Below are 22464 nucleotides of genomic sequence, written 5' to 3' on the forward strand. Positions count from 1 at the left end.
CGGGAGGCTCGGGGCGGGCCGGCGACGAGCCTCCCGTCCGTCCCGTGCCGGCGTCTCAGTCGGCGCGCGGCTCTGCGGGGACCGCACCGGTCGCGGCGTAGGCCGCGTCCGACGCCGCAGGCGTCGCCGGGTCCGTCCCGCGGGCCCGGCCGATCAGGTCCATCACGTGGTACACCACGATCGCAGCGACCGTGCCGACGATGATCCCGCCGAACGTCGCGCTGCCGAACGAGAACGTGAAGTCCGCGATGCCCATGATGAGCGCGATCCCCGCCGTGAGCTGGTTCTTCGGCTTCGCGAAGTCGACCTTGTTCTCGACCCAGATCCGGATGCCGATGATCCCGATGAGGCCGTAGAGCGCGGTCGTCGCTCCGCCGAGCACCCCCGCGGGGACCGACGAGATCAGGACACCGATCTTCGGGGAGAGTCCGAGCAGGACCGCGACGATCGCCGCGACCCAGTACGCCGCGGTCGAGAACACGCGGGTGGCGGCCATCACGCCGATGTTCTCGCCGTAGGTCGTCGTCGCGGATCCGCCGCCGATGCCCGCGAGGACCGTCGACACCCCGTCCGCGAACAGCGCACGCCCGGTGAGCGGGGTGAGGTCGCGGCCGGTGAGCTGTCCCACGCCCTTCACGTGGCCGACGTTCTCGGCGACCAGAGCCAGGACGACCGGCACGAAGCCGAGGTAGATCGCGAGCTGGCCGGCGTCGAAGGCCGGGGCGGTGAACGTCGGCAGACCGATCCACGGCGCCGCCGCCACCTTCGAGAAGTCGACCTCGCCCGCGATGACCGCCGCGACGTAGCCGACGACGACGCCGATGACGATGGAGAGCCGCCCGATGAGCCCCTTGAACAGGACGGTCACGAGGATGATGGCGAGCAGGGTGATCAGCGCGATGACCGGCGCCTTGACGAAGTTGTCGCGTGCGGCGGGCGCGAGGTTGAACCCGATGAGGGCGACGATCGCACCGGACACCACCGGCGGCATCACCCGGTCGATCCACCCGGCGCCGGCGAGGTGCACCACGAGTCCGACGACCGCGAGCAGCGCCCCGACGACGATGATCCCCGACAGGGCGAGCGGGATGCCGCCGATCTTCGTGGCGGCGCCGATCGGTGCGAGGAACGCGAACGACGAACCGAGGTAGCTCGGCAGGCGGTTGCCGGTGATGAGCAGGAACAGGATCGTCCCGATGCCGCTGAACAGCAGGGTCGTCGACGGCGGGAAACCGGTGATGAGCGGGACGAGGAAGGTGGCGCCGAACATCGCCACGACGTGCTGCACGCCGAGGCCGACGGTCCGTCCCCAGCCGAGGCGCTCGTCGGGGGCCACGATCGTCGTCGCCGAGACGGTGCGGCCGTCGCCGTGCAGCTTCCAAGGGAGTCCCATGCGGGAAACGGTAGTGGCACCGGGACCCACGTGACGAGGACCCGCGCCGACTGTGGAAAAGTTGTATATGGTGTGTGACGTACCACCGAGGAGTCGCCCGTGCACCGTCCCGTCCGGGGACGGAGCCCGCGGGACCGCTCGCCGCTGCCGCCGGGCTGCTCGCAGCAGGGGCGGTGCTCCTCGGCGTCGGACGGTCGTCCGGGCGCCGCGGCCGACGCCGGCACTGAGCGCCCGCGCACAGGGCAACGGTGGCTATCGTGGACGGCATGACCGACGTCGCAAGCACCTCCGGCATCCACACCGACGAGCTCGACGCCGGTGTGCGCCCACAGGACGACCTCTACCGGCACGTCAACGGCACATGGGTCGCCGCCACCCCGATCCCCGACGACAAGGCGCGGTACGGGTCGTTCACCGTCCTCGCCGAGTCGGCTGAGCTCGCCGTCCGCGACATCGTCGAGCGCTCCCAGCAGGCAGCCCCGGGCACGGAGGAGCGCAAGGTCGGCGACCTCTACACCTCCTTCACCGACGAGACGCACCTCGAGGAGCTGGGCACCGGCCCGATCGAGCCCCTGCTCGCCGAGGTCGACACGGTCGAAACGGTCGAGGACGTCGTCCGCATGGTCGGCCGCTTCGAGCGCCTCGGGCTGCCGAGCTTCCTCCAGCTGTTCGTCGACAACGACCCGGGTGACCCCGAGTCCTACGTCGTGTTCCTCGAGCAGAGCGGCCTCGGACTGCCCGACGAGTCGTACTACCGCGAGGACCGCTTCGCCGACATCCGCACGAAGTACCGCGAGTTCGTCGCCGCGATGTTCCCGCTCGCGGGCTTCGACGACGCGGGCGACCGCAGCGACAACGTGATCGGCCTGGAGACCGCCCTCGCCGCCGAGCACTGGGACAACGTCACCACGCGCGACAGCCAGAAGACCTACAACAAGCTCCCGTGGACCGAGGTCGCGGCGCTCGCCGAGGGCATCGACCTGCGGCAGTGGTGGGAGGCCATCGACGCCCCGGCCGGTGCCTTCGAGACCGTCGTCGTCCGCGAGCCGTCGTTCATCACCGGGCTCGCGCGACTGCTGCGCACCGAGCCGCTCGCAGCGTGGAAGGACTGGCTCCGCTGGCAGGTCGTCCGCGGCTCGGCGGCCTACCTGACCAGCGCGTTCTCCGCGACGAACTTCTCGTTCTACGGCACCGCGCTGACCGGAGCGCCCAAGCAGCGCGAGCGGTGGAAGCGCGGCGTCTCCCTGGTCGAGGGCGCCATGGGCGAGGCGATCGGTCGCATCTACGTGCAGGAGCACTTCGACGAGACCTCCAAGGCCGAGATGGACGAGCTCGTCGCGAACCTCGTCGAGGCCTACCGCCAGAGCATCACGGGTCTCGACTGGATGACCGACGAGACCCGCGCGCGTGCCCTCGACAAGCTCGACAAGTTCACGCCGAAGATCGGCTACCCGGTGAAGTGGCGCGACTACTCGGCGCTGCAGGTCTCCGCCGACGACCTCATCGGCAACGTCCGCGCCGTCGCGAGCTTCCAGGTCGACCGTGAGCTCGGCAAGATCGGCAAGCCGATCGACCGCGACGAGTGGTTCATGACCCCGCAGACGATCAACGCGTACTACAACCCCGGCTTCAACGAGATCGTGTTCCCCGCCGCGATCCTGCAGTTCCCGTTCTTCGACGCCGGACGCGACCCCGCCGCGAACTACGGCGCGATCGGCGCCGTGATCGGCCACGAGATCGGTCACGGCTTCGACGACCAGGGGTCGCAGTACGACGGCGACGGTCGCCTGCAGAACTGGTGGACCGAGGCCGACCGCGCCGCGTTCGAGGAGCGCACGAAGGCCCTCATCGCGCAGTACGACGCCCTCGTCCCGACCGAGGTCCCCGACGGTCACGTCAACGGCGCGCTGACGATCGGTGAGAACATCGGCGATCTCGGTGGCCTCTCGATCGCGTGGAAGGCGTACCTGCTGTCCCTCGACGGTCAGGAGCCGCCGGTGGTCGACGGGCTCAGCGGCGCAGAGCGCTTCTTCCTCAGCTGGGCGCAGGCCTGGAGGATGGCGATCCGTCCGGAGGAGGCCGCGCGCCTGCTCAGCATCGACCCGCACTCCCCGAACGAGTTCCGGTGCAACCAGGTCGTGCGCAACATCGACGGCTTCTACGACACGTTCGGCGTGACGGAGGGCGACTCGATGTACCTCGACCCGGCCGAGCGCGTCGCCATCTGGTGATGGTCGAGCCGGACGCGGCTCTGCCGTCCCGGCGACGCCGTCAGGGGTCGGCCGGCGACGGCGACCGATCGCGCGGCGGCAGCGGCGGCCGTGCGCACGGCCGGCACCGTGGCGGTGCCGACGAGCGCTTCGGAGCCACCCTGGAGGCACTCGGTGCGTTGGCGAGGGACGGTGCGGGGGTCAGTGCCTCCGTCATCGACACGTCGACCGGCAAGGCGCTGCTCGCGGTCGACGACACCTTGGTCCAACCGGTCGCGAGCCTCGGGCGGGTGCTGCTGCTCATCGAGGTCGCTGCACTGCTCGAGGACGGTGGTCTGCACGGCGACCGCCTGCAGCGGATGGCCCGGGACACCGCGACGGGCGCCGGCCTGTGGCAGTTCCTGCAGGAGTCCACCATGCAGGTGTCGGACCTCGCGACCCTGGTCGGCGCCACCGCGGACGCCTGGGCCATGAACGCCCTGCTCTCGACCGTCGGCATCGACGCTGTCCGTGAGCGAGCCGAGTCGCTCGGCATCGAGCGGACGGCGCTCATCGACCGCATCCGTGACCGTCGCGGTCCGGACGACGCCCCGGACGCCTCCGTCGCCGCGACCGGTGAGCTGAGCTGGCTCTTCCGCGGGCTGGCGCTCGGGGAGGTCGTCGACGAGGCCGTCTCGAACCGGGTGCTCGGGTGGCTCTCCCTGTCGAGCGACCTCTCCCTCGTGGCGGGCTCCTTCGCGCTCGACCCGCTGGCCCACCGGTCGCTCGACCACGGGTTGCAGGTCGTGTCGATCACGGGTTCGTCGCTCGGGGTCCGTGCCGAGGCGGGGATCCTCCGCGGTCCGGCGTCCTCCGTGAGCTACGCGGTCACGGTGACGTTCGACGACGCCACCCTGCAGCGGCGACTGGCGGTCGTGGATGCCCTGCGCACGATGGGCACCGAGGTGCTCGAGGCCGTGCACCTGCCCGCTCGCCGCTGACCGGCACCGTCTCAGTCGAGGAGGCGCCGGACCCACGCGTCGAACCGCTGCCGGATGACCCGCGCCGTGATGTCCTCCCGACCGATCCCGGCGTAGTTGGGCGCCCACGTCTCCACGTACGGGTCGGCGCGTGCCGCGGCCGAGACGTCCCAGGCGTGCACGTCGAGGACCCGCACACCGCCAGCGCGCTCGTACGCGGCGAGGAACCGGTCGGCGGCGTCGGTCGAGCCCAGCAGCACGAGGTCCTGTCGGCACCACGCCACGTCGACGCCACGAGGAGCCGACATCGCACCCGACCAGTCCACGATCCCGCTGAGACGGTCGTCCTGCCACACGGCGTTCCCGCTCCAGAAGTCGCCGTGGGTGAGCACGCGAGCCTGGTCGGTCGTCGGCCAGACGGCGCGCGCAGCACCGGCCAGACGGCCCGCGACGCGGTTCGGTGCCCGTCCGTCGTCGGGCAGCCCGGTCGGATCGAGCTCGTGCACCCGTGCGAGTGCGGCGCCGAGCTGGTCGGCGGCGGATCCGAGGTCGAGGTCGGCGGGCGGCACGGAGCCGGGCAGGGCCGAGGTGACGACGGTCGGCAGCCCGTCGACGGTGCCGTGCGCGAGGAGGCGGGGCGCGAGGACGCCGAGGGGCTCCAGTCGTGCGAGCACCGCCGCCTCGCGGAGGACGGCGTCGTCGCCGCGTGGGAAGGTCCGTACGACGACGTGCTGCTCGCCGTCGTCGGCCAGGACGGTGCGGGCGTGCTGTCCGCCGGTGAGTACGCGCACGGCGTGCAGCGGCCGTCCGACCAGTGCGCTGCCGCGGTCGACGACGGCTTGCTCGACGACGCGTTCCTGCTGGCTCGTAGCGGTCACCGGGCAAGGGTAGCGAGCGCCCGATGTCACGGAACGGTAACGGCGAGAAGTCGTCCCAATCCACTCCGGGCAGGGCGTCGAATCCCCTGCACAGACCGGGAACCACCCGGAGCGCTCACCAGCCGCAGATCGCTGGTTCTCGACCCGTCGACGGGTCGGTTCGGCGCGCCATCGAACGCCGCGCCGAGCGCGACACAGCAAAGGACAGAACATCATGCGCAAGAGCCTGAAGACCACGATCACCCTCGCCACGACCGGCGCGCTCGTCCTCGGTGGCGCCGCGTTCGGTGTCGGTGCCGCGAACGCCTCGACCCCGTCGGTGCACACCGTCTCCTCCAGCTCGTCGAAGATCCCGGCGCCGGTCGCGTCGGTGCCCGAGGTCCTCGGTGGCACGACCGCGGTGAAGCTCGACTCGGGCTTCACCGACGCGCTGACCGCGCTGAAGCTCACCCCCGGGGTGTCGGGCAACGCCAAGCTCGAGGACGGGTCGGTGTCGTTCCCGATCACGGCCGGTTCGGTGACGTACTGGAACCCGGACGGCTCGTACCGTCCGTACGTGCAGGGGCTGCTCAACCACGACGACTCGGGGCTGACGCTCAAGGCCGGTGACACGACGGTGACGCTGGAGAACTTCGTGGTGAACCCGGGTTCGTCCAAGCTCTACGGTGACGTGCTGGTCAACGGCAAGGTCGCCGCGGCGAACGCGTACCTGTTCGAGCTCTGGGGCGGCACCCTCAAGCCGCTGCAGCTCGAGGGCGACAACGCGATCCTGACCGGCACCACGGTCCACGTGTCCGAGGACGCCGCGGGTCTGCTGAACAAGACCTTCGGCACCGACGCCGTCAAGCGCGGCCTGCTCGTGGGCACCGCGACCATCACCGCCAAGATCAAGTAACACCCCGCACCACCACGCAGCAGCGCCGCCCCCGGACCACGGGGGCGGCGCTCTCGTGTGTTCAGCGCAGCAGCACGAACGACCGCAGCGGAGCGGGCTCGACGTCGTGCGCCTCGACGAACCCGAGTGACTCGTAGAACGCCCGCTGCCCGGGTTCGGCGTCGGTGAGCAGCACCGTCTGGCGCACTTGGTCGTACCGGCGGAGCACCTCGGCGAGCAACGCCCGGCCGACCCCGGTCCGCTGGTGCTCGGGGCGCACGAGGACGTCCTGCACGTACACGATCGTCGCCCCGTCCGACACCGTGCGCACGAGTCCCACCAGCACGCCGTCCACGCGGGCGGTCACCACGAGGTGCGCACCCGACACCGCGGCCTCGAGCAGGTCGGGATCACGGGTGTAGGCCGACCAGCCGACCGATGTGTAGAGGCCGATCAGTTCGTCCGAGGTCGGCACGTCCGTCGCGATGGTCACCATGCGCCCATCGTGGCAGGCCTCAGTCGGTCGCCTGACCCTCCGGCACGAGCGCCTGCACGCTGAGCAGCGGCGCGTCCGACGACCGGCACGCCTGGCGCCCCTCGTCCTTGAGGAACAGCGACGTCTTCGACCCGGGCGGGTAGACCCGGTAGCCGTCGGGCGTCACCGGGGAGCAGTCCGCGGCGGAGTAGTTGCCGGCCTGCCCGATCTTCAGCGGCGCGACCGCGACCTGTCCGGGGCGGAGCGTCACGGTCGGGTGCGGCGACGAGCGGTCGAGGGACGCTGCGGCACCGATCTGCTGGCCGTCGCCGCCACCGACGAACGAGACGCCCGGCCAGCCCTGCAGCGTGCACGTCGACGAACCCGTGTTCGTGAACGCGAGGTGGATGATCGTGCTCCCGGCGGCGCCGCCGCTGCCCGGCTGCTCGGTGAGCGACAACGACGACGCGGCACACCGGGCGACCCCGCCGGACGACGACCCGGTGCCGGACGACGAACCGGTGCCCGACGACCCCGACGCGGACGACGACGGCGTCGAGGACGGCGTCGGCGTGGCCGTCACGGTCTCGGTGGCCGTCGCCGTGGCGCTCGGCGTCGCCGCACCTCCGCCGGCACACCCGGCGAGGACGCCGACGGCGATCAGCCCGACGGCGACGGACAGGACCCTGGGGACGGTGCTGCGCTGCATGGACCCACGCAACCACCGTCGAGCGACCCGGACTCGGGCGGTGTCCAGCCTCCGCGAGCACACTCGCGGTCACCGGCACGGGAGAGCCCGTGCCACGGACGACGGAGACCGCCATGACGGACAAGCACGAGCAGGCACGCGGCGACGAGGGTCGCGCGGACGGCGTCGAACCCCGCGCCGGAGCCTTCACCGACAGCGAGATCCCGGGCGAGCAGCACGTCACGAGCACCGAGCCGGTCGGCGAGTTCGTGTCGAGCGACATCCCGGGCGAGGGCCGTCCGACGCCGGACGGCGAGCAGGGTGAGTACGTCGAGAGCGACATCCCCGGCGAGCCGGAGCCGACCGGCACCGAGGGCGTCGGCCACTACACCGACAAGGACGAGTAGCCCGGGTCGTGCCCGTCAGTCGACGAGGTCCGCGGCGACGAGCCGCCGGAGCGTCTCGACACCGGCGGGCGGGCACCGGTCCGCGTCCGCGGAGGTGACCCACTCCACCTCGTCCACCTCTGCCGAGGCGACGGGCGTGGCGGAGTCGAGCGTGCCTCCAGGCCGGACCGTGAACAGCGCCATCGCGACCATCGTGCCGGGCGCCTGCCCGTGCGCGGGTTCCGTGACCGTCTCGAACGGCTCGACGTCCTGTGCCGTCAGGTGCAGTCCGGTCTCCTCGTACGCTTCGCGGAGCACCGCCTCGACGTCGGTCTCGCGCGGCTCGGTCTTGCCGCCGGGCAGGTAGAGGACGTCGCGCCCCCGCGCACGTACCATCAGGACCCGCCGGTCGCGCACGAGGAGCAGCGCGCTCACGCGCAGCGTGGGGACGGCCGGAGGGCCCACGCGCCCCGGTTCCGCCGCGCCGCGGAGCTTGCGGAGCGGCGTGGCGGCCGTGGGCGTGGGGCGGCTCAGCTCGCGTCCGCCTCGTCGGTGCGGTCCGCGTCGTCACGGGCGGGCGCGGTGCGCTCCGCGAGCGGCACGACCGGGCTCGGCACCTCGGTCTCGGGGGCGGGCTGCACGCCGAAGAGCGCGTCGAGCGCACCGACGAACTCCTCGCCACGACCGGCGCGACCGAGCTCCCGTGCGCGGACCGAGGGCCGGTGCAGCAGCACGCCCACGAGGTGGCGGAGGGCACGCTCGGTCTGCTCGACGGACTCGGGGTCGCCGTCGCGACGCTTCGCCCGGTCGATCTCGTCGTCGAGGATGTCGAACACGTGCTTGCGGAACGCGACGAGTGCGGGGGTGGTCGACTGCTCGAGCGCCTGTGCGCGGAAGCGCGACACGGCGTCGTCGACCATCGCGCGGGCCTCGGACTCGGCGTTCAGCTCGTTGATCGGCGCGTGGATGCTGATGGTCTCGAGGTCGAGCAGCTCGACGCCGTCGACACCGGCCGCGGCGGGGTCGACGTTGCGGGGGAGCCCGAGGTCGATGACGATCCGACGGACGCCGTCGTCGAGGTCCGCTGGTGCGACGACCGGGACCTCGCTCGAGGTGCAGGTGATGACGACGTCGCTCGACCCGATGGCCTGGCGGAGGTCACGCGCGGCGACGAGGTCGTGCTTCGCCGCGAACCAGGACGCACGACCAGAGGGCGAGAACACCTGGATGTTCGCGGCGCCCTTGTCGCGCAGCGCCGCGATGGTCGTCGCGGCGTAGCTGCCGGTGCCGATCAGGAGGACGCGGGTCTGCGCCCAGTCGGTCACGCGGGAGGACGCGAGCTGGAGGCCGAGGCGGACGAGCGACCGTCCGGCGGCACCGATGCGCGTGCGGGTCTTGACGCCGCGGGAGGTGTGCGCGGCCTCTTGGAAGAGGCGCTCGAGGTCCGAGGTGGTGGTGCCGTTCGAGCGGGCGTCCTCGAGGGAGCGACGCACCTGTCCGGAGATCTCGGTCTCCCCGACGACGACGGACTCGAGCCCGCTGGACACCGCGAAGAGGTGCTGCACGACGTCCTTGCCGCCGAGCACCCGGACGGAGTCGCGGAGTTCGGTCGGGGAGAGGTCGCTGGCGGTGGCGACGGCGTCGACGGTGGCCGAGACGGCGGAGTCACGGTCGTCCCCCGCGATGTCGAGGTAGGCCTCGAAGCGGTTGCACGTGGCGAGGACGACGGCTCCGTCCAACACGTCGGAGTCGGTCACGAGACGGCTCGCGGCGGTCGGTGCGCCGATGCTCAGTCGCTCCAGGAGATCGAAGCTGGCGTTGCGGTGCGACGCCGTGAGACAGATGAGCACGTGTTCCATGGTAACCCGCGCTCGGTGTGCCGGCGGTTGGCTGCACGGATGTGCGGGAACCACCCGGACAGCCGGTGGGAGAATCGTCCGGTGACCGACGCCCCCGCCTCCGCCCTCCCCGGGACGCACCCCCTCACCTCCGGCCTGACCAGCGGTTCCCCGCTCGTCCGTGCGCTCCGTGGCGACCGACCCGAGACGCTCCCCGTGTGGTTCATGCGGCAGGCCGGGCGTTCGCTGCCGGAGTACCGCGAGCTGCGGGTCGGCACGGCGATGCTCGACGCCTGCCTCGACCCGGCGATGGCGTCCGAGATCACGCTCCAGCCGGTCCGTCGGCACGGGGTCGACGCCGGGATCTTCTTCAGCGACATCGTCGTGCCGATCAAGCTCGCGGGCGTCGGCGTCGAGATCGTCCCCGGTCGCGGTCCGGTCCTCGGCTCCCCGATCCGCACGGCAGCCGACGTGGACGCCCTGCAGCCCCTCGACCCGGCGTCGCTCGCACCGATCACCGAGGCCGTCGCGCGGACGGTCGCCGAGCTCGGGAGCACGCCGCTCATCGGGTTCGCCGGCGCGCCCTTCACCCTCGCCGCCTACCTGGTCGAGGGCGGTCCGTCGAAGGACCACATCCGCGCCCGCACGCTCATGCACGCCGACCCGGAGACGTGGTCCCGCCTGCTCGCCTGGGCGGCGGACGTGTCGGGGGCGTTCCTCCGCGCGCAGGTGCTCGCCGGAGCCTCGGCCGCGCAGCTCTTCGACTCGTGGGTGGGATCGCTGCCGCGTGCCGACTACCTCGCGTCCGTCGCGCCGCACTCCGCCCGGGCGCTGGAGCACGTCGCGGACCTCGGCGTCCCACGGATCCACTTCGGCGTCGGCAGCGGCGAGGTCCTGCACGACATGACCACCCTCGGGGGCGACTCCGTCGTGGTCGACGGCGTCGGGGTCGACTGGCGCATCCCCCTCGACGAGGCCGTCCGCCGAATCGGCACCGACGTCACCGTGCAGGGCAACATCGACCCGGCGATGCTCTCCGCTCCCTGGTCGGTGCTCGAGGCCCACGTGCGCGACGTCGTCCGTCGCGGCGGATCGGCCCGTGCGCACGTCGTCAACCTCGGGCACGGCGTCCCGCCCGAGACGGACCCGACCGTGATCACCCGCGTCGTCGAGCTCGTGCACTCCCTGGGCTCCGGCCGGACGGCGGGGGAGCCGGCGTGACCGACGTCGTCGTCGTCGGTGGTGGAGTCGCCGGCCTCGTCGCCGCGCGGGACCTCGCCAAGGCGGGTGCCCACGTGGTGCTCGTCGAGGCGTCCGGCGTGCTCGGCGGCATGGTCCGTCGGCACACGGTCGCCGGCATCGACCTCGACATGGCCGCGGACTCCTTCGCCACCAGGACGGACGCGATCAGCCGGCTCGCGATCGAACTCGGACTCGGCAACGACATCGTGACGCCGGACCAGCGCGGCGCGTGGCTGATGACCCGCGACGGTCGCACCGCGCCGATCCCCGCCACGGGCCTCCTCGGCATCCCGAGCACCCCGATGGCGGCCGACGTCCTCGCCGTGATCGGGCAGAAGGCCGGACTGCGGGCGCAGATGGACTCCCTGCTGCCGTCCCCCGTCGGCGCGAAGGCGGCGTCGCTCGGCGAGCTCGTCCGGAAGCGGATGGGCGAGCGGGTGCTCGACGACCTCGTCGTCCCGATCGCCGGCGGCGTGCACTCTACGCACCCCGACCGCCTCGACCCCGACTGTGTGGCGCCGGGGCTGCGCGCCGCGCTGCTCCGGGACGGCTCGCTCGGCCGCGCGGTGCTCGCACTCCGCTCCCGTGCCGCTGCCGGCTCCGCCGTCCAGGGCATCCGCGGCGGCATCGTCCGTCTGGTCGACGAACTCGTGGCGGACATGGAGACCTACCGGGTCGACGTCCGGCTCAGCACGCGCGCGACCGCCGTCGCCGGACACCACGTCGAGGTCACCGGAGCGGACGGCGAGACCGAGACGCTCGTGGCCGACCACGTCCTCTCCTCGACGGCCGACCCGCAGCGCACGGCGGCGGCCGACCGCACCGGCATCGAGCTCGTGACGCTCGTCGTCGACGAACCCGCCCTCGACGCCGCTCCGCGCGGGACGGGCATGCTCGTGCACCCGGACGCCGAGGGGGTCGGTGCCAAGGCCCTGACGCACGCCACCGTGAAGTGGCCCTGGCTCGCCGAAGCGACGGGCGGTGCGCACGTCCTGCGCCTCAGCTACGCGACGCACGCCGACGTGTCGGACGTGGCCACGAGCCTCCCGGTCGACCCGGCCGACCCTGCCGGCGTGCGCGCCGTCCGCGACGCCGTCACCCTGCTGGGCGTGCGGTTCGGGACGGACCGCGTCCGTGGCGCTGCACGCGTCCGGTGGCACGGCCCGGACACCACCGCCGCCGGCCTCGCCGAGGGCGTCATCGGCATCGGGGAGACCTCGAGCGGTCGCGGGCTGTCGGGCATCGTCGCGTCCGCCCGGACAGCCGCTGAACGCATCCTGGACGACGCGGACCTGTGAACCTGGGCGGACCGAGCGGTGCCCGAGGGCTACTGTTGGGGAGACGCCGGACGTATACCGCTCGGCGCATGACCACCGCACACTGACCCAACGGAGGAATCGCACATGCGAGGCAAGCTCCTGTTCGTCGCCGGCGCAGCACTCGGGTACGTCCTGGGATCACGAGCCGGAAGGGCGCGGTACGAGCAGATCAAGACCGTCAGCGGCAAGATCTGGAACAGCAACGGCGTCCAGAAGGGCGTCCACACGGCTGAGGAGTTCATCGCCGACAAGACCCCGGACGTCGCGGAGTTCGTCGGCGAGCAGACCAAGAAGGTCGTCCGCAAGGTCGGGCAGAAGAAGGACGCTCACACCTCATGACCGACACCCGCGACCGCAAGCCGCGTTCGCTGTTCGGTCTGGTCGGCGACGTCCCGAAGCTCGTCAAGGAGCTCGTGACCGGTGAGCTCAACCTGCTCAAGGCCGAGATGCTGGCGAAGGTCAAGATCTTCGCGCTCGCGGCCGGGCTCCTCATCGCGGCGCTCGTCATCGTGCTGTACGCGATCGGCGTCCTCCTGACGGCAGCCGTGATGGGCCTCGCGACCGTGATGCCGGCGTGGCTCGCCGCGCTGGTCGTCGCCGTCGTCATGCTCGTCGTCGCGGCGATCCTCGGGCTGATCGGGTGGAAGCGCTTCAAGAAGGGGCTGCCGATCACGCCGAAGCGCACGATCGACAGCGTGAAGAACGACGTCAACGCGGTGAAGGGCCTCGGCAAGAAGCCGACCCCGGGGACGCAGTACGGATCGCGCAAGCCCGACGTCGGCGGCCGGTTCTGACGCCGACCCCCGGCAGCGACCGAGGTCGCGCAGACACCACCAGCACCAGCACCACCGACGGAGGAACCGTGACCGACCAGCACGACGACTTGGCCGACCGCGTCGCGGCGACCCGCGCGCAGCTGTTCGACACCCTCGACGCCATCGAGGACAAGCTCAACGTCCCGAAGCAGTTCGGCATCGCCGCCGCGAAGGTGAAGCGGCGCGCGGACGAGAACCCCGTGCCGTACCTGGCCGGGCTCGCAGCCGGCGTGGCAGTGGTCGGGGGTATCGTCGTAGCGGTGCTCCGACGGCGGTGACCGGCCGACGCATCGCCGCCGCGCGGGTCCTCCTCGTCGGGCGCTCTTCGGCAGGGGCCGAGGTAATCCCTGGCAACCGATAGGACAAAGGACCCATGAGTTCCACCGTGCCCGCTCCGGGCGACGCACACGAGACCGACCCGGCCTCCGGCATCGACCCGAACCTCCTGACGGCCTACGCCCTGTGGGCCGTCTTCCGCCGTCCGGTCGGGGCGGTGACCCCGGTCGGTGACGACGGTGTCGCCGAGCTCGACGGCGTCGTGTCCGCCGCGGCCGACCGCGGCGTCACGATCCGCGGCTTCTACGACGTCTCCGGCTTCCGTGCCGACGCCGACGTCATGATCTGGCTCCACGGCGACGACGCGCAGGCGATCCAGGCCGTGCTCCGCGAGATCCGTCGCACCCCGCTCTTCCGCGACGCCGAGCCGGTCTGGCACGCCATGGCCATGCACCGCGAGGCCGAGTTCAACAAGCGGCACACCCCCGCATTCCTCCGCGGCAAGGACCCCGAGGCGTGGATCACGGTGTACCCGTTCGTCCGCTCCTACGAGTGGTACCTCCTGCCGGAGGACGAGCGCTCGAAGATGCTCCGCGACCACGGCATCGCCGGCGCGAAGTACCGCCGTGTGCTGACGAACACCATCGCGACGTTCGCCCTGAGCGACTACGAGTGGATCCTCCCGCTCGAGAGCCCCGACCTGGTGGACCTCGTCGACCTCATGCGCGACCTGCGCTACACCGAGGCACGCCTCCACGTGCGTGAGGAAGTGCCCTTCTACACGGGTCGTCGCGTGACGACCGCCGAGCTGCCGGAGGTGCTGTCGTGACCGACACCAGCCAGATCACGAACGGACACGGAGCCGTCCTCGCCGCGACGCCCGCCGCGGTCGACGGACCCGAGCACGTCGAGGTCCCGACCGCGTACGACGCGATCCTCCTCGCCGGGTTCGGCGGTCCGGAGGGCCAGGACGACGTCATCCCGTTCCTCCGCAACGTCACCCGTGGCCGCGGCATCCCGGACGAGCGGCTCGAAGAGGTCGCGCACCACTACCGGCACTTCGGCGGCGTCAGCCCGATCAACGCGCAGAACCGCGCGCTGAAGGCGGCGCTCGAGGCCGAACTGGCGGAGCGCGGCATCGACCTGCCCGTGCTGTGGGGCAACCGCAACTGGGACCCCTACCTCGAGGACGCCTTCACGGAAGCCGCAGACCGCGGGCTGACGAACCTCATCGCGATCGCGACGAGCGCCTACTCGTCGTTCTCGAGCTGCCGGCAGTACCGCGAGGACTACGCCCGCGTGCTCGACGCCACTGGCCTCATCGACACGATCAAGATCGACAAGGTCCGGCAGTTCTTCGACCACCCGGGCTTCGTGCGGCCGTTCGTGGACGGCGTGCGTGACGGCCTCGCGAAGGCGATCGCGGAGAACGAGGGCCTCGACCTCGGCACCGAGTTGCACGTGCTGTTCTCGACGCACTCGATCCCCTCGGCCGACGCCGCCCGCTCCGGGCCCGACTTCCGCGGCTTCGACGAGCACGGCGCGTACGAGGCGCAGCACCTCGCTGTCGCCGAGGTCGTCCTCGAGCAGGCGTGGAACGAGCTCGTCGAGCAGCCCGAGCACGCACACCTCGCCGGGACGTCGAAGCCCGCGTGGAAGCTCGTCTACCAGTCGCGCTCGGGCCCCCCGACGCAGCCCTGGCTCGAGCCGGACATCAACGACTACATGAACGAGGAGCTCCAGGGCGGACCGACCCGCGCCGTGCTCATCGTCCCGCTCGGCTTCGTGAGCGACCACATGGAGGTCATGTGGGACCTCGACGAGGAAGCCACCGAGACCGCACAGGAGCTCGGCTTCTGGTCGGTCCGGACGCAGACGCCCGGCGTCGACCCGGCGTACGTCGCCGGGCTGATCGACCTCGTGCTCGAGCGCGTCAACGGCGTCCCGACGTCGGAGCGTCCGCACCTGACCGACCTCGGCCCCTGGTACGACGTCTGCCGACCGGGCTGCTGCGAGAACGTGCGCGCCGGCTTCAAGCCCGCCGCCGCCGGCCTGGCACCGTGAGCGAGCAGGCAGCAGCCGAGCGGCCGGCAGCCGAGCAGGCGCCGGCCGGTCCGGCACCGATCCGTCTCGGCACCCGGGCCAGCCGGCTCGCGATGTCGCAGTCGCAGGACGTCGCCGACCGCCTCGCGAAGGCGTCCGGCCGTCCCGTCGAACTCGTCGAGGTGACCAGCGAGGGCGACACGAACCGTGCATCGCTCGCCAGCCTCGGCGGCACCGGGGTCTTCGCCAGCGCTCTGCGCGAAGCACTCGTCGCGGACGAGGTCGACGTCCTCGTGCACTCCCTCAAGGACCTCCCGACCGCGCCGTACCCGGGGCTGACGATCGCGGCGGTGCCGAAGCGTGCCGACGCCCGTGACGTCCTCGTGGCCCGGAACGGCGCCACGGTGGACTCGCTGCCCGAGGGTGCGAAGGTCGGCACGGGGTCGCCCCGCCGGGTCGCGCAGCTCAAGGCCAAGCGTCCGGACCTCGACGTGGTGGACATCCGCGGCAACATCGACACCCGCCTCGGCCGGGTGGAGGACGACCTCGACGCGGTCGTGCTCGCCGCCGCGGGACTCGGGCGCATCGACCGACTGAGCGCTGCCACGGAGCTCCTCGACCTCGGCTTCTGGCCGAGTGCGCCCGGTCAGGGAGCGCTCGCGGTCGAGATCCGGTCGGACGAGACGGACCGGAACCTGCTCGCCGCACTCCGGAAGCTCGACCACGCGCCGACCCGCCTCACGGTGACGGCCGAGCGCGAGGTCCTGGCGAAGCTCGAGGCCGGGTGCTCCGCGCCGATCGGTGCGACCGCGGTCGTCGACGCCGAGCTCCTGCTCGTCAGCGCGACGGTGTACCGCCCCGACGGCTCCGAGTACCGCACGGCGTCGCACGCGGCGCACCTCGACGGGTCTGCGCAGGAACGCCTCGACGAGGCCCTCGACGTCGGCCGCCGTGTCGCCGCCGAACTGCTCGAGAACGGCGCGGCCGGACTCGCCGACCTGGCATCGTCGGTGTCGGACGCCCCGGCCGACGGTGACCACTCGGCCGGACCCGGACTGGCCACCCCGGCCGCCGCGCAGCCCGCCGACGACGACGCGACGTCGAGCACCGGCTCCGGCACGGCGACCAGCACGGACTAGCCACGGACGGCGACACTCCCGTGCACGACGAGCCGCGGCCACCGGTCGTGCTCGTCCCGCGCGGTGGTGCGTGGGGTGCCACGGTCGCCGGGGCTGCGCGCGCACGAGGACTCGATGCCGTCGTGGTCCCGCTCATCACCGACGCACCCCCGGAGGACCCGGCAGCCCTCGACGCGGCGCTCGCGCGCCTGGCGGCGGAAGCCGGGAGGCACGACTCCCCGTCCGCCGTCGGCACCGGTCCCGACGGGGCCGGGTCGCCAGCCCCCTGGCTCGCGGTGACCAGTGCGACGGCCGTGCGGATGGTCGCCGGACGCATGCCGAGCCTCCCGGCCGGGGTGCGCGTGGCCTGTGTCGGCCAGGCGACCGCGCGGGCCGCGCGGCAGGCGGGCTGGCGCGTCGACGTGGTGCCGGACACGGAGTCCGCTGCCGGACTCGTCGCCGCCTTCCCACAGCCCGCCGGACGTGTCCTCTTCCCGCGTTCCGAGCTGGCTGCGCCCACGCTCGTCGAGGGGCTGCGGGCCCGCGGGATCGACGTCGAGGACGTGGTCGCGTACCGTACCGTGGGGACCGGTGACGAGCCGGTCCGCCTCGACCGGGCACCCGACGCGGTGCTCGTCACGAGCGGCAGCGTCGCCTCGCAGGTCGCCCGCCGCATGACCCCGCTCGACCCGGGCACGCGCATCGCGTGCATCGGCCCCGGGACCGCAGCGGCCGCGCGCGAGGTCGGTCTGCCCGTGCACGTCGTGGCCCGCAGCCGTTCCGCCGACGCCCTGCTCGACGCCGTCGCCGAGGCACTCCGAACCGAAGCGCCCGAAGCACCCGAAGCCCCAGAACCACCCCGATCAGGAAGGTCATCGTGACCGGACAGTTCCCCCAGGTCCGCCCCCGCCGGCTCCGCGCCACCCCGGCCATGCGACGCCTCGTCGCCGAGACGCGCCTGCACCCGGCCGAACTCGTGCTGCCGATGTTCATCCGCGAGGGCGCGACCGAGGCCGTGCCGATCTCGAGCATGCCCGGGGTGTCGCAGCACTCGCTCGACTCGTTCCGGCGCGCGCTCGTCGAGGCGGCGGAGCAGGGGGTCGGCGGCGTGAACCTGTTCGGCGTCCCGACGTCGAAGGACGCCGAGGGGACCGGTGCGACCGACCCGGACGGCATCCTCAACGTGGCGATCCGCGTCGCGCGCGAAGAGGTGGGCGACGCGCTCGTCGTGCAGTCCGACCTGTGCCTCGACGAGTTCACCGACCACGGGCACTGCGGGGTCCTCGCGGCGGACGGCTCGGTCGACAACGACGCGACGCTGCTCCGTTACCGGGACATGGCGGTCGCGCAGGCCGAGGCCGGCGCCGAACTCGTCTGCATGAGCGGCATGATGGACGGCCAGATCGCCGCCGCACGGGACGCCCTCGACACCGCCGGCCACAGCGGCACGGCCCTGCTGGCCTACTCGGCGAAGTACGCCAGCGCGTTCTACGGGCCGTTCCGCGAAGCCGTCGCGTCCTCGCTGCAGGGTGACCGCCGGACGTACCAGATCGACGCCGCGGACGGGCGCCAGGGCCTCCGCGAGGTGCTGCTCGACATCGAGGAGGGCGCCGACATCGTCATGGTGAAGCCCGCGATGAGCTACCTCGACGTGCTCGCGCGGACGGCGGACGTCTCCGAGGTCCCCGTGTGGGCGTACCAGATCAGCGGTGAGTACGCGATGATCACGGCAGCGGCCCAGAACGGCTGGATCGACCGCGACGCCGCCGCGATGGAGGCACTGGTCGGCATCAAGCGTGCCGGTGCCGACGCGATCCTCACCTACTTCGCGGTCGAGGTCGCGCGGAAGCTCAACCAGGAGGCCGGCCTGCGCACGTCCGGCAGCACCGCGGCGGTGTCCGGCGTCGCCTCGACCGGGAAGGCCCCCGAATGACCACCACGACGACCACCACCAACGACCAGCTGTTCGGGCGTGCGAAGAACAGCATCCCCGGAGGCGTGAACTCGCCGGTGCGCGCCTACGGTTCGGTCGGTGGCACGCCCCGGTTCCTGACCGCCGCGAAGGGCGCGTACGTCACCGACGCCGAGGGTCGTGAGTACGTCGACCTCGTGGCGTCGTGGGGGCCGGCGATCCTCGGCCACGCGCACCCCGGCACGGTCGAGGCCGTGCAGCAGGCGGCCTCACGGGGGCTCTCGTTCGGTGCGTCGACGCCGGGCGAGACCGAGCTCGCCGAGCTCGTCAAGCAGCGGGTCTCGGTCGACGGCGACGGGCCGATCGAGAAGATCCGCATGGTGTCGACGGGCACCGAGGCGACGATGACGGCGATCCGCCTCGCCCGCGGGTACACCGGCCGTGACCTCCTGGTGAAGTTCGCCGGGCACTACCACGGGCACTCCGACTCGCTCCTCGCCGAGGCCGGGTCCGGTGTCGCGACGCTCGCGATGCCCGGGTCCGCCGGGATCACCGCCGAGACCGCCGCGCAGACGCTCGTGCTGCCGTACAACGACCTCGACGCCGTCCGTCGCGCGTTCGACGAGCACTCCGAGCGCATCGCCGCCGTGATCGTCGAGGCCGCCGCCGCGAACATGGGCGTCCTCGCCCCGGAGCGCGGGTTCAACCGTGCCCTGGCGCAGATCACGAAGTCGCACGGAGCGCTCCTCATCGTCGACGAGGTCCTCACCGGCTTCCGTGTCGGCAGCGCCGGGTGGTGGGGCCTCGAGGCGTCGAAGGTCGTGCCCGACGGTGCCGGTTGGAAGCCCGACCTCGTGACGTTCGGCAAGGTCATCGGCGGTGGGATGCCGCTCGCCGCGCTGGGTGGCCGTCGCGAGGTGATGGACTTCCTCGCGCCGCTCGGCCCGGTGTACCAGGCGGGTACCCTCTCCGGGAACCCGCTCGCGGTCGCGGCGGGCATCGCCACCCTGCGTGCCGCGACGTCGGAGGTGTACGCGCACCTCGACCGCACCGCTGCCACGATCGCGACCGCGACGAGCGAGGCGCTGTCCGCCGCTGGGGTCGCCCACACCGTGCAGCACGCCGGGAACCTGTTCTCGTTCGCGTTCACGGAGACCGCGCCGCGGAACTACGACGACGTCCGTGCGCAGGAGGCGTTCCGGTACGCGCCGTTCTTCCACAGCATGCTCGACCAGGGCGTGACGCTCCCGCCGAGCGTCTTCGAGGCGTGGTTCGTCACGGCGGCGCACGACGACCGTGCCGTCGGCCGGGTCCTCGACGCGTTGCCCGCCGCGGCGCGCGCGGCGGCGGCCGCCACGGCCTAGCGGCGCGCCCGGCGGGCGGCTGGTCCCCGCGGGACCGGCCGGGAGGCGCGGGTCGCCTACACCGCTCGGCGAGCGTGCCAGCGCCCCTCCGCACGCACGATGGCGAGCGGGAAGTCGAAGGCGTGCGACGCCGCGGACGAGGTGATCACGTCGTCCGCGGTGCCCTGTGCGACCGCACGACCGTCGCGCAGCAGCATCGCGTGCGAGGTCGAGGTCGGCAGGTCCTCGAGGTGGTGCGTGACCATCACGCTGCCGAGTTCGGGGTGCCGGTGCCGGAGCGCATCCACGGTCTCGAGCAGGTGCTCGCGCGCGGCGACGTCGAGTCCGGTCGCGGGTTCGTCGAGCAGCAGCAGCCGCGGTTCGGCCATGAGGGCACGGGCGATGAGTGCCCGACCGCGTTCGCCCTGGGACAGCACCGGCCACCGTGCGTCCCGGCGTGCGGCGAGCCCGACGTCGGCGACGTGCTGCTCGGCGGCGGCCACCTGGTCGGCCGTCGGGGTCCAGCGCAGCATGAGGTCGGTCGTGCCGGTGACGCCCGTGAGCACGGTCTCGAGCACCGTGAGCGGCGAGGTCATCCGGTGCCGAGGGTCCACGTGCCCGATGCGCTCGCGGAGTTCCCGCACGTCGACCCGTCCGAGCCGGCGCCCGAGCAGCTCGACGGTTCCGGCCGTGGGGTGTCCGGTCGCGCCGAGCACGGCGAGCAGCGTGGACTTGCCGGCACCGTTCGGCCCGAGGAGCGCCCAGTGCTCGCCCTGCCGGACGGTCAGGTCGACGTCGTGCAGGAGGTCGCGGCCGGACCGCGTCACCCGGACGCCGGTGGCCTGGATGAGGGTGTCGGTCACGACGCGGCGCCGGTCGTCAGGACGTCGCGCCGGCGGCCCGCAGTTCCTCGGCCTGGTGCTCCGCCGTCGCGGTCAGCGCACGGATGGCCGCGGCTGCACCGTCACCGTCGCGCTTGGCGATCGCCGCGCGGAGCGGCTCGACGGCGTGCTGGTAGTCCCAGAACTCCCACGGGCCCTGTGCCAGCGAGAGGAATCGTGCGCGGGGCAGCAACGACTCGGACAGCTTGTCGAGGAGCTGGTTGTCGGCGGCGCGGATCAGGAGCAGCATGACCTGCTCGATCTCGGCGTCCATGCGCTTGTCGTGCGCGTCGGCGTAGCTGCGGACGGCCTCGAGGTGGTCCACGAGGGCCTTCGCCGCGTCGTCGTCGAGCTGCGGGACGCCCCAGCGGGCGGCCATCTCCATGAACCCGCCGAGGACCTGCGTCGTGTCCGTGGCCTGCTTGCCCGTGGGGGTCGCGATACGTGTGTAGCGGTTCGCCTCCATCTCGACGAGGCCGTAGTCGACGAGCTTCGCGATGGCCTCGCGGATGGGGGTGCGACTCACACCGAGCCAGGCGACGAGTTCGTCGTCGTTGAGTCGTTCGCCGGCCTGCAGCGTGCCGTCCTGGATCGCGGCGAGCATCTTCTCGAGCACCACGTCGCGCAGGAGCTTCCGCGGCGAGTTCTCGACGGTGGACTTCGGGACCGGCATCGGTGCTCCTCACGGGTCAGACGTGTTGTACTCCAATCCTAACGTGTCAATGTGCAAGCGTTTGTGAAATGATGGCGTAGCAGTATTTCGGTCGTTCACGTCGCCGTCACGTCGACGACCGTCCGACCGTGTACTCGTCCCGCGACGACCTCCGCTCCGACGCCGATCGCATCGGGCAGGGACACCGTCCGGGTGACGTCGGCGAGCAGCGCCGGGTCGAGATCGGTCGCGAGCCGGTCCCACGCCCGCTGCCGCAGCGCGTGCGGCGCCTCGACCGAGTTGACGCCGAGCAGCGACACCGCTCGCAGGATGAAGGGCATCACGGTCGTCGGCAGCGCGGAGTCCTGGGCGAGTCCGCACGCCGTGACCGCCCCGCCCCACCGGGTGGCGGCGAGCACGTTGGCGAGGGTCGCGCCCCCGACGCTGTCCACCGCGCCCGCCCACGTCGCACGCTGCAGGGGCTTGCCGAGGTCCGACAGCGCGGCCCGGTCCACCACGTCCGTCGCGCCGAGCCGACGCAGGGAGTCGGCGTTCGCCACCCGCCCGGTCGATGCCGTCACCGAGTACCCGCGGGCCGCGAGCAGGGCGATCGCCACCGTCCCGACCCCGCCGGACGCACCGGTCACGAGCACCGGCCCGTCGTCGGGCGCGACCACCCGCTCCAGTGCGAGGATGCTGAGCTGCGCCGTGAATCCCGCGGTGCCGATCGCGGCGGCGAAGGAGTCCTCGATGTCGTCGGGCAGCACCACCAGGGCGTCGGCGGGCACCACGGTGTGGGACGCCCACCCGCCGTGCCGGGTCTCACCGAGGCCGGCGCCGTTGCACGTCACCCGGTCACCGATCGCGACGCCGTGCACGCCCGGGCCGAGGGCGGACACCGTGCCGACGACGTCGATGCCGGGGACGAGGGGATCGACCCGCGCCACGCCGGGGTTCCCGGCGAGGGCGAGGCCGTCCTTGTAGTTGACGCTCGACGTCGTGACGTCGACGAGGACCTCGCCCTCGGCGGGGTCCGGGAGGTCGACCTCCGTGAGGGCGGGCGGGGCGGAACGGGAGACGAGGACGGCGCGGGTCACCTGTCGGACGCTACCCCGTGCCTCCAGGCCGGGTCGTCACCACGAGTCTCGGGCTCGCGGGCGGC

At 72.4% G+C, this 22464-nt stretch carries 24 protein-coding genes; 15 read left to right on the forward strand and 9 right to left on the reverse strand.

What is annotated here, in order from left to right; all coding sequences use genetic code 11:
• Positions 1-55: 55 nt before the first annotated feature.
• A complete protein-coding gene (locus ACRQ4C_RS00820) occupies positions 56-1393 on the reverse strand; it encodes a uracil-xanthine permease family protein (protein WP_439689706.1) in 1338 nt (445 codons plus the stop codon).
• 266 nt (positions 1394-1659) lie between these two features.
• On the opposite strand from ACRQ4C_RS00820, the gene ACRQ4C_RS00825 reads away from it, so the two are divergent.
• Both ACRQ4C_RS00825 and ACRQ4C_RS00830 read left to right on the forward strand, forming a co-directional pair.
• Positions 1660-3624, forward strand: a complete 1965-nt coding sequence (locus ACRQ4C_RS00825; protein WP_439689707.1) for a M13 family metallopeptidase — start codon at positions 1660-1662, stop codon at positions 3622-3624.
• Positions 3624-4583: a serine hydrolase gene (locus tag ACRQ4C_RS00830; RefSeq protein ID WP_439689708.1), complete on the forward strand. Its 960-nt coding sequence runs from the start codon at positions 3624-3626 to the stop codon at positions 4581-4583. Before ACRQ4C_RS00825 ends, ACRQ4C_RS00830 begins: the two co-directional genes overlap by 1 nt.
• Positions 4584-4594: 11 nt before the next feature.
• Here ACRQ4C_RS00830 and ACRQ4C_RS00835 read toward each other — a convergent pair whose 3' ends face one another.
• On the reverse strand, positions 4595-5440 hold the full coding sequence (locus ACRQ4C_RS00835) for a phosphotransferase family protein (RefSeq protein ID WP_439689709.1): 846 nt from the start codon (positions 5438-5440) through the stop codon (positions 4595-4597).
• 214 nt (positions 5441-5654) lie between these two features.
• Between ACRQ4C_RS00835 and ACRQ4C_RS00840 the strand changes: the two genes are divergently transcribed.
• On the forward strand, positions 5655-6335 hold the full coding sequence (locus ACRQ4C_RS00840; protein WP_290133275.1) for a hypothetical protein: 681 nt from the start codon (positions 5655-5657) through the stop codon (positions 6333-6335).
• Positions 6336-6396: 61 nt separating this feature from the next.
• On the opposite strand, the gene ACRQ4C_RS00845 is transcribed toward ACRQ4C_RS00840, so the two are convergent.
• Positions 6397-6810, reverse strand: a complete 414-nt coding sequence (locus tag ACRQ4C_RS00845) for a GNAT family N-acetyltransferase (protein ID WP_439689710.1) — start codon at positions 6808-6810, stop codon at positions 6397-6399.
• A 19-nt stretch (positions 6811-6829) separates the two neighbouring features.
• The gene (locus ACRQ4C_RS00850) at positions 6830-7498 is read right to left on the reverse strand and encodes a DUF4232 domain-containing protein (RefSeq protein ID WP_439689711.1); all 669 of its coding nucleotides are present in this window, start codon (positions 7496-7498) and stop codon (positions 6830-6832) included.
• Positions 7499-7611: 113 nt separating this feature from the next.
• Between ACRQ4C_RS00850 and ACRQ4C_RS00855 the strand changes: the two genes are divergently transcribed.
• Complete coding sequence (locus ACRQ4C_RS00855; RefSeq protein ID WP_439689712.1) at positions 7612-7884, forward strand: hypothetical protein; 273 nt, start codon at positions 7612-7614, stop codon at positions 7882-7884.
• A gap of 15 nt (positions 7885-7899) precedes the next feature.
• On the opposite strand, the gene ACRQ4C_RS00860 is transcribed toward ACRQ4C_RS00855, so the two are convergent.
• Positions 7900-8298 carry an NUDIX hydrolase gene (locus ACRQ4C_RS00860; protein ID WP_439689713.1) on the reverse strand — a complete coding sequence of 133 codons (399 nt, stop codon included), beginning with the start codon at positions 8296-8298 and terminating at the stop codon, positions 7900-7902.
• Between the two features lie 95 nt (positions 8299-8393).
• On the reverse strand, positions 8394-9713 hold the full coding sequence (locus ACRQ4C_RS00865; protein ID WP_290133270.1) for a glutamyl-tRNA reductase: 1320 nt from the start codon (positions 9711-9713) through the stop codon (positions 8394-8396).
• A gap of 48 nt (positions 9714-9761) precedes the next feature.
• Between ACRQ4C_RS00865 and hemE the strand changes: the two genes are divergently transcribed.
• From hemE to hemL, 11 genes are all read left to right on the forward strand, one after another.
• Complete coding sequence (hemE, locus tag ACRQ4C_RS00870; RefSeq protein WP_439689714.1) at positions 9762-10922, forward strand: uroporphyrinogen decarboxylase; 1161 nt, start codon at positions 9762-9764, stop codon at positions 10920-10922.
• Entirely contained in the window at positions 10919-12241 is a 1323-nt protein-coding gene (locus ACRQ4C_RS00875; protein WP_439689715.1) for a protoporphyrinogen/coproporphyrinogen oxidase, read from the forward strand. Before hemE ends, ACRQ4C_RS00875 begins: the two co-directional genes overlap by 4 nt.
• Before the next feature lie 105 nt (positions 12242-12346).
• Complete coding sequence (locus tag ACRQ4C_RS00880; RefSeq protein WP_058724481.1) at positions 12347-12601, forward strand: hypothetical protein; 255 nt, start codon at positions 12347-12349, stop codon at positions 12599-12601.
• Positions 12598-13056, forward strand: a complete 459-nt coding sequence (locus tag ACRQ4C_RS00885; protein WP_290133267.1) for a phage holin family protein — start codon at positions 12598-12600, stop codon at positions 13054-13056. The genes ACRQ4C_RS00880 and ACRQ4C_RS00885 overlap by 4 nt, the downstream gene beginning before the upstream one ends.
• A 68-nt stretch (positions 13057-13124) precedes the next feature.
• Entirely contained in the window at positions 13125-13355 is a 231-nt protein-coding gene (locus ACRQ4C_RS00890) for a DUF3618 domain-containing protein (RefSeq protein WP_439689716.1), read from the forward strand.
• A 95-nt stretch (positions 13356-13450) separates the two neighbouring features.
• Positions 13451-14182, forward strand: coding sequence for a hydrogen peroxide-dependent heme synthase (gene hemQ, locus ACRQ4C_RS00895; RefSeq protein ID WP_439689717.1), 732 nt, complete (start codon positions 13451-13453; stop codon positions 14180-14182).
• Positions 14179-15417, forward strand: a complete 1239-nt coding sequence (locus tag ACRQ4C_RS00900) for a ferrochelatase (RefSeq protein ID WP_439689718.1) — start codon at positions 14179-14181, stop codon at positions 15415-15417. Before hemQ ends, ACRQ4C_RS00900 begins: the two co-directional genes overlap by 4 nt.
• Before the next feature lie 59 nt (positions 15418-15476).
• On the forward strand, positions 15477-16535 hold the full coding sequence (gene hemC / locus ACRQ4C_RS00905) for a hydroxymethylbilane synthase (protein WP_439690930.1): 1059 nt from the start codon (positions 15477-15479) through the stop codon (positions 16533-16535).
• Positions 16536-16555: 20 nt separating this feature from the next.
• Complete coding sequence (locus tag ACRQ4C_RS00910) at positions 16556-17395, forward strand: uroporphyrinogen-III synthase (RefSeq protein ID WP_439689719.1); 840 nt, start codon at positions 16556-16558, stop codon at positions 17393-17395.
• On the forward strand, positions 17392-18447 hold the full coding sequence (gene hemB / locus ACRQ4C_RS00915) for a porphobilinogen synthase (protein ID WP_439689720.1): 1056 nt from the start codon (positions 17392-17394) through the stop codon (positions 18445-18447). The genes ACRQ4C_RS00910 and hemB overlap by 4 nt, the downstream gene beginning before the upstream one ends.
• Positions 18444-19790: a glutamate-1-semialdehyde 2,1-aminomutase gene (gene hemL / locus ACRQ4C_RS00920; RefSeq protein WP_400411347.1), complete on the forward strand. Its 1347-nt coding sequence runs from the start codon at positions 18444-18446 to the stop codon at positions 19788-19790. Before hemB ends, hemL begins: the two co-directional genes overlap by 4 nt.
• Before the next feature lie 56 nt (positions 19791-19846).
• On the opposite strand, the gene ACRQ4C_RS00925 is transcribed toward hemL, so the two are convergent.
• The 3 genes from ACRQ4C_RS00925 to ACRQ4C_RS00935 form a co-directional block, all read right to left on the reverse strand.
• Positions 19847-20632: an ABC transporter ATP-binding protein gene (locus tag ACRQ4C_RS00925; RefSeq protein ID WP_439689721.1), complete on the reverse strand. Its 786-nt coding sequence runs from the start codon at positions 20630-20632 to the stop codon at positions 19847-19849.
• A gap of 16 nt (positions 20633-20648) precedes the next feature.
• Positions 20649-21323, reverse strand: a complete 675-nt coding sequence (locus tag ACRQ4C_RS00930) for a GntR family transcriptional regulator (RefSeq protein WP_290133259.1) — start codon at positions 21321-21323, stop codon at positions 20649-20651.
• A 95-nt stretch (positions 21324-21418) separates the two neighbouring features.
• Positions 21419-22399 (reverse strand): acrylyl-CoA reductase family protein, encoded by a 981-nt coding sequence (locus ACRQ4C_RS00935; RefSeq protein ID WP_439689722.1) that lies wholly within the window; start codon positions 22397-22399, stop codon positions 21419-21421.
• Positions 22400-22464: the final 65 nt, after the last annotated feature.

The sequence above is a fragment of the Curtobacterium sp. SP.BCp genome (genome assembly GCF_051903255.1).
In the GTDB taxonomy this organism is placed as follows: Bacteria; Actinomycetota; Actinomycetes; order Actinomycetales; family Microbacteriaceae; genus Curtobacterium.

Bases quoted from the DNA above. Each gene is read 5' to 3' on its own strand.
- ACRQ4C_RS00840 (WP_290133275.1), top strand. From the start codon at position 5,655: ATGCGCAAGAGCCTGAAGACCACGATCACCCTCGCCACGACCGGCGCG.
- hemQ (WP_439689717.1), top strand. From the start codon at position 13,451: ATGAGTTCCACCGTGCCCGCTCCGGGCGACGCACACGAGACCGACCCG.
- ACRQ4C_RS00880 (WP_058724481.1), top strand. From the start codon at position 12,347: ATGCGAGGCAAGCTCCTGTTCGTCGCCGGCGCAGCACTCGGGTACGTC.
- ACRQ4C_RS00855 (WP_439689712.1), top strand. From the start codon at position 7,612: ATGACGGACAAGCACGAGCAGGCACGCGGCGACGAGGGTCGCGCGGAC.
- ACRQ4C_RS00820 (WP_439689706.1), bottom strand. From the start codon at position 1,393: ATGGGACTCCCTTGGAAGCTGCACGGCGACGGCCGCACCGTCTCGGCG.
- ACRQ4C_RS00850 (WP_439689711.1), bottom strand. From the start codon at position 7,498: ATGCAGCGCAGCACCGTCCCCAGGGTCCTGTCCGTCGCCGTCGGGCTG.
- ACRQ4C_RS00830 (WP_439689708.1), top strand. From the start codon at position 3,624: ATGGTCGAGCCGGACGCGGCTCTGCCGTCCCGGCGACGCCGTCAGGGG.
- ACRQ4C_RS00930 (WP_290133259.1), bottom strand. From the start codon at position 21,323: ATGCCGGTCCCGAAGTCCACCGTCGAGAACTCGCCGCGGAAGCTCCTG.
- ACRQ4C_RS00845 (WP_439689710.1), bottom strand. From the start codon at position 6,810: ATGGTGACCATCGCGACGGACGTGCCGACCTCGGACGAACTGATCGGC.
- hemE (WP_439689714.1), top strand. From the start codon at position 9,762: ATGTGCGGGAACCACCCGGACAGCCGGTGGGAGAATCGTCCGGTGACC.
- ACRQ4C_RS00825 (WP_439689707.1), top strand. From the start codon at position 1,660: ATGACCGACGTCGCAAGCACCTCCGGCATCCACACCGACGAGCTCGAC.
- hemL (WP_400411347.1), top strand. From the start codon at position 18,444: ATGACCACCACGACGACCACCACCAACGACCAGCTGTTCGGGCGTGCG.
- ACRQ4C_RS00885 (WP_290133267.1), top strand. From the start codon at position 12,598: ATGACCGACACCCGCGACCGCAAGCCGCGTTCGCTGTTCGGTCTGGTC.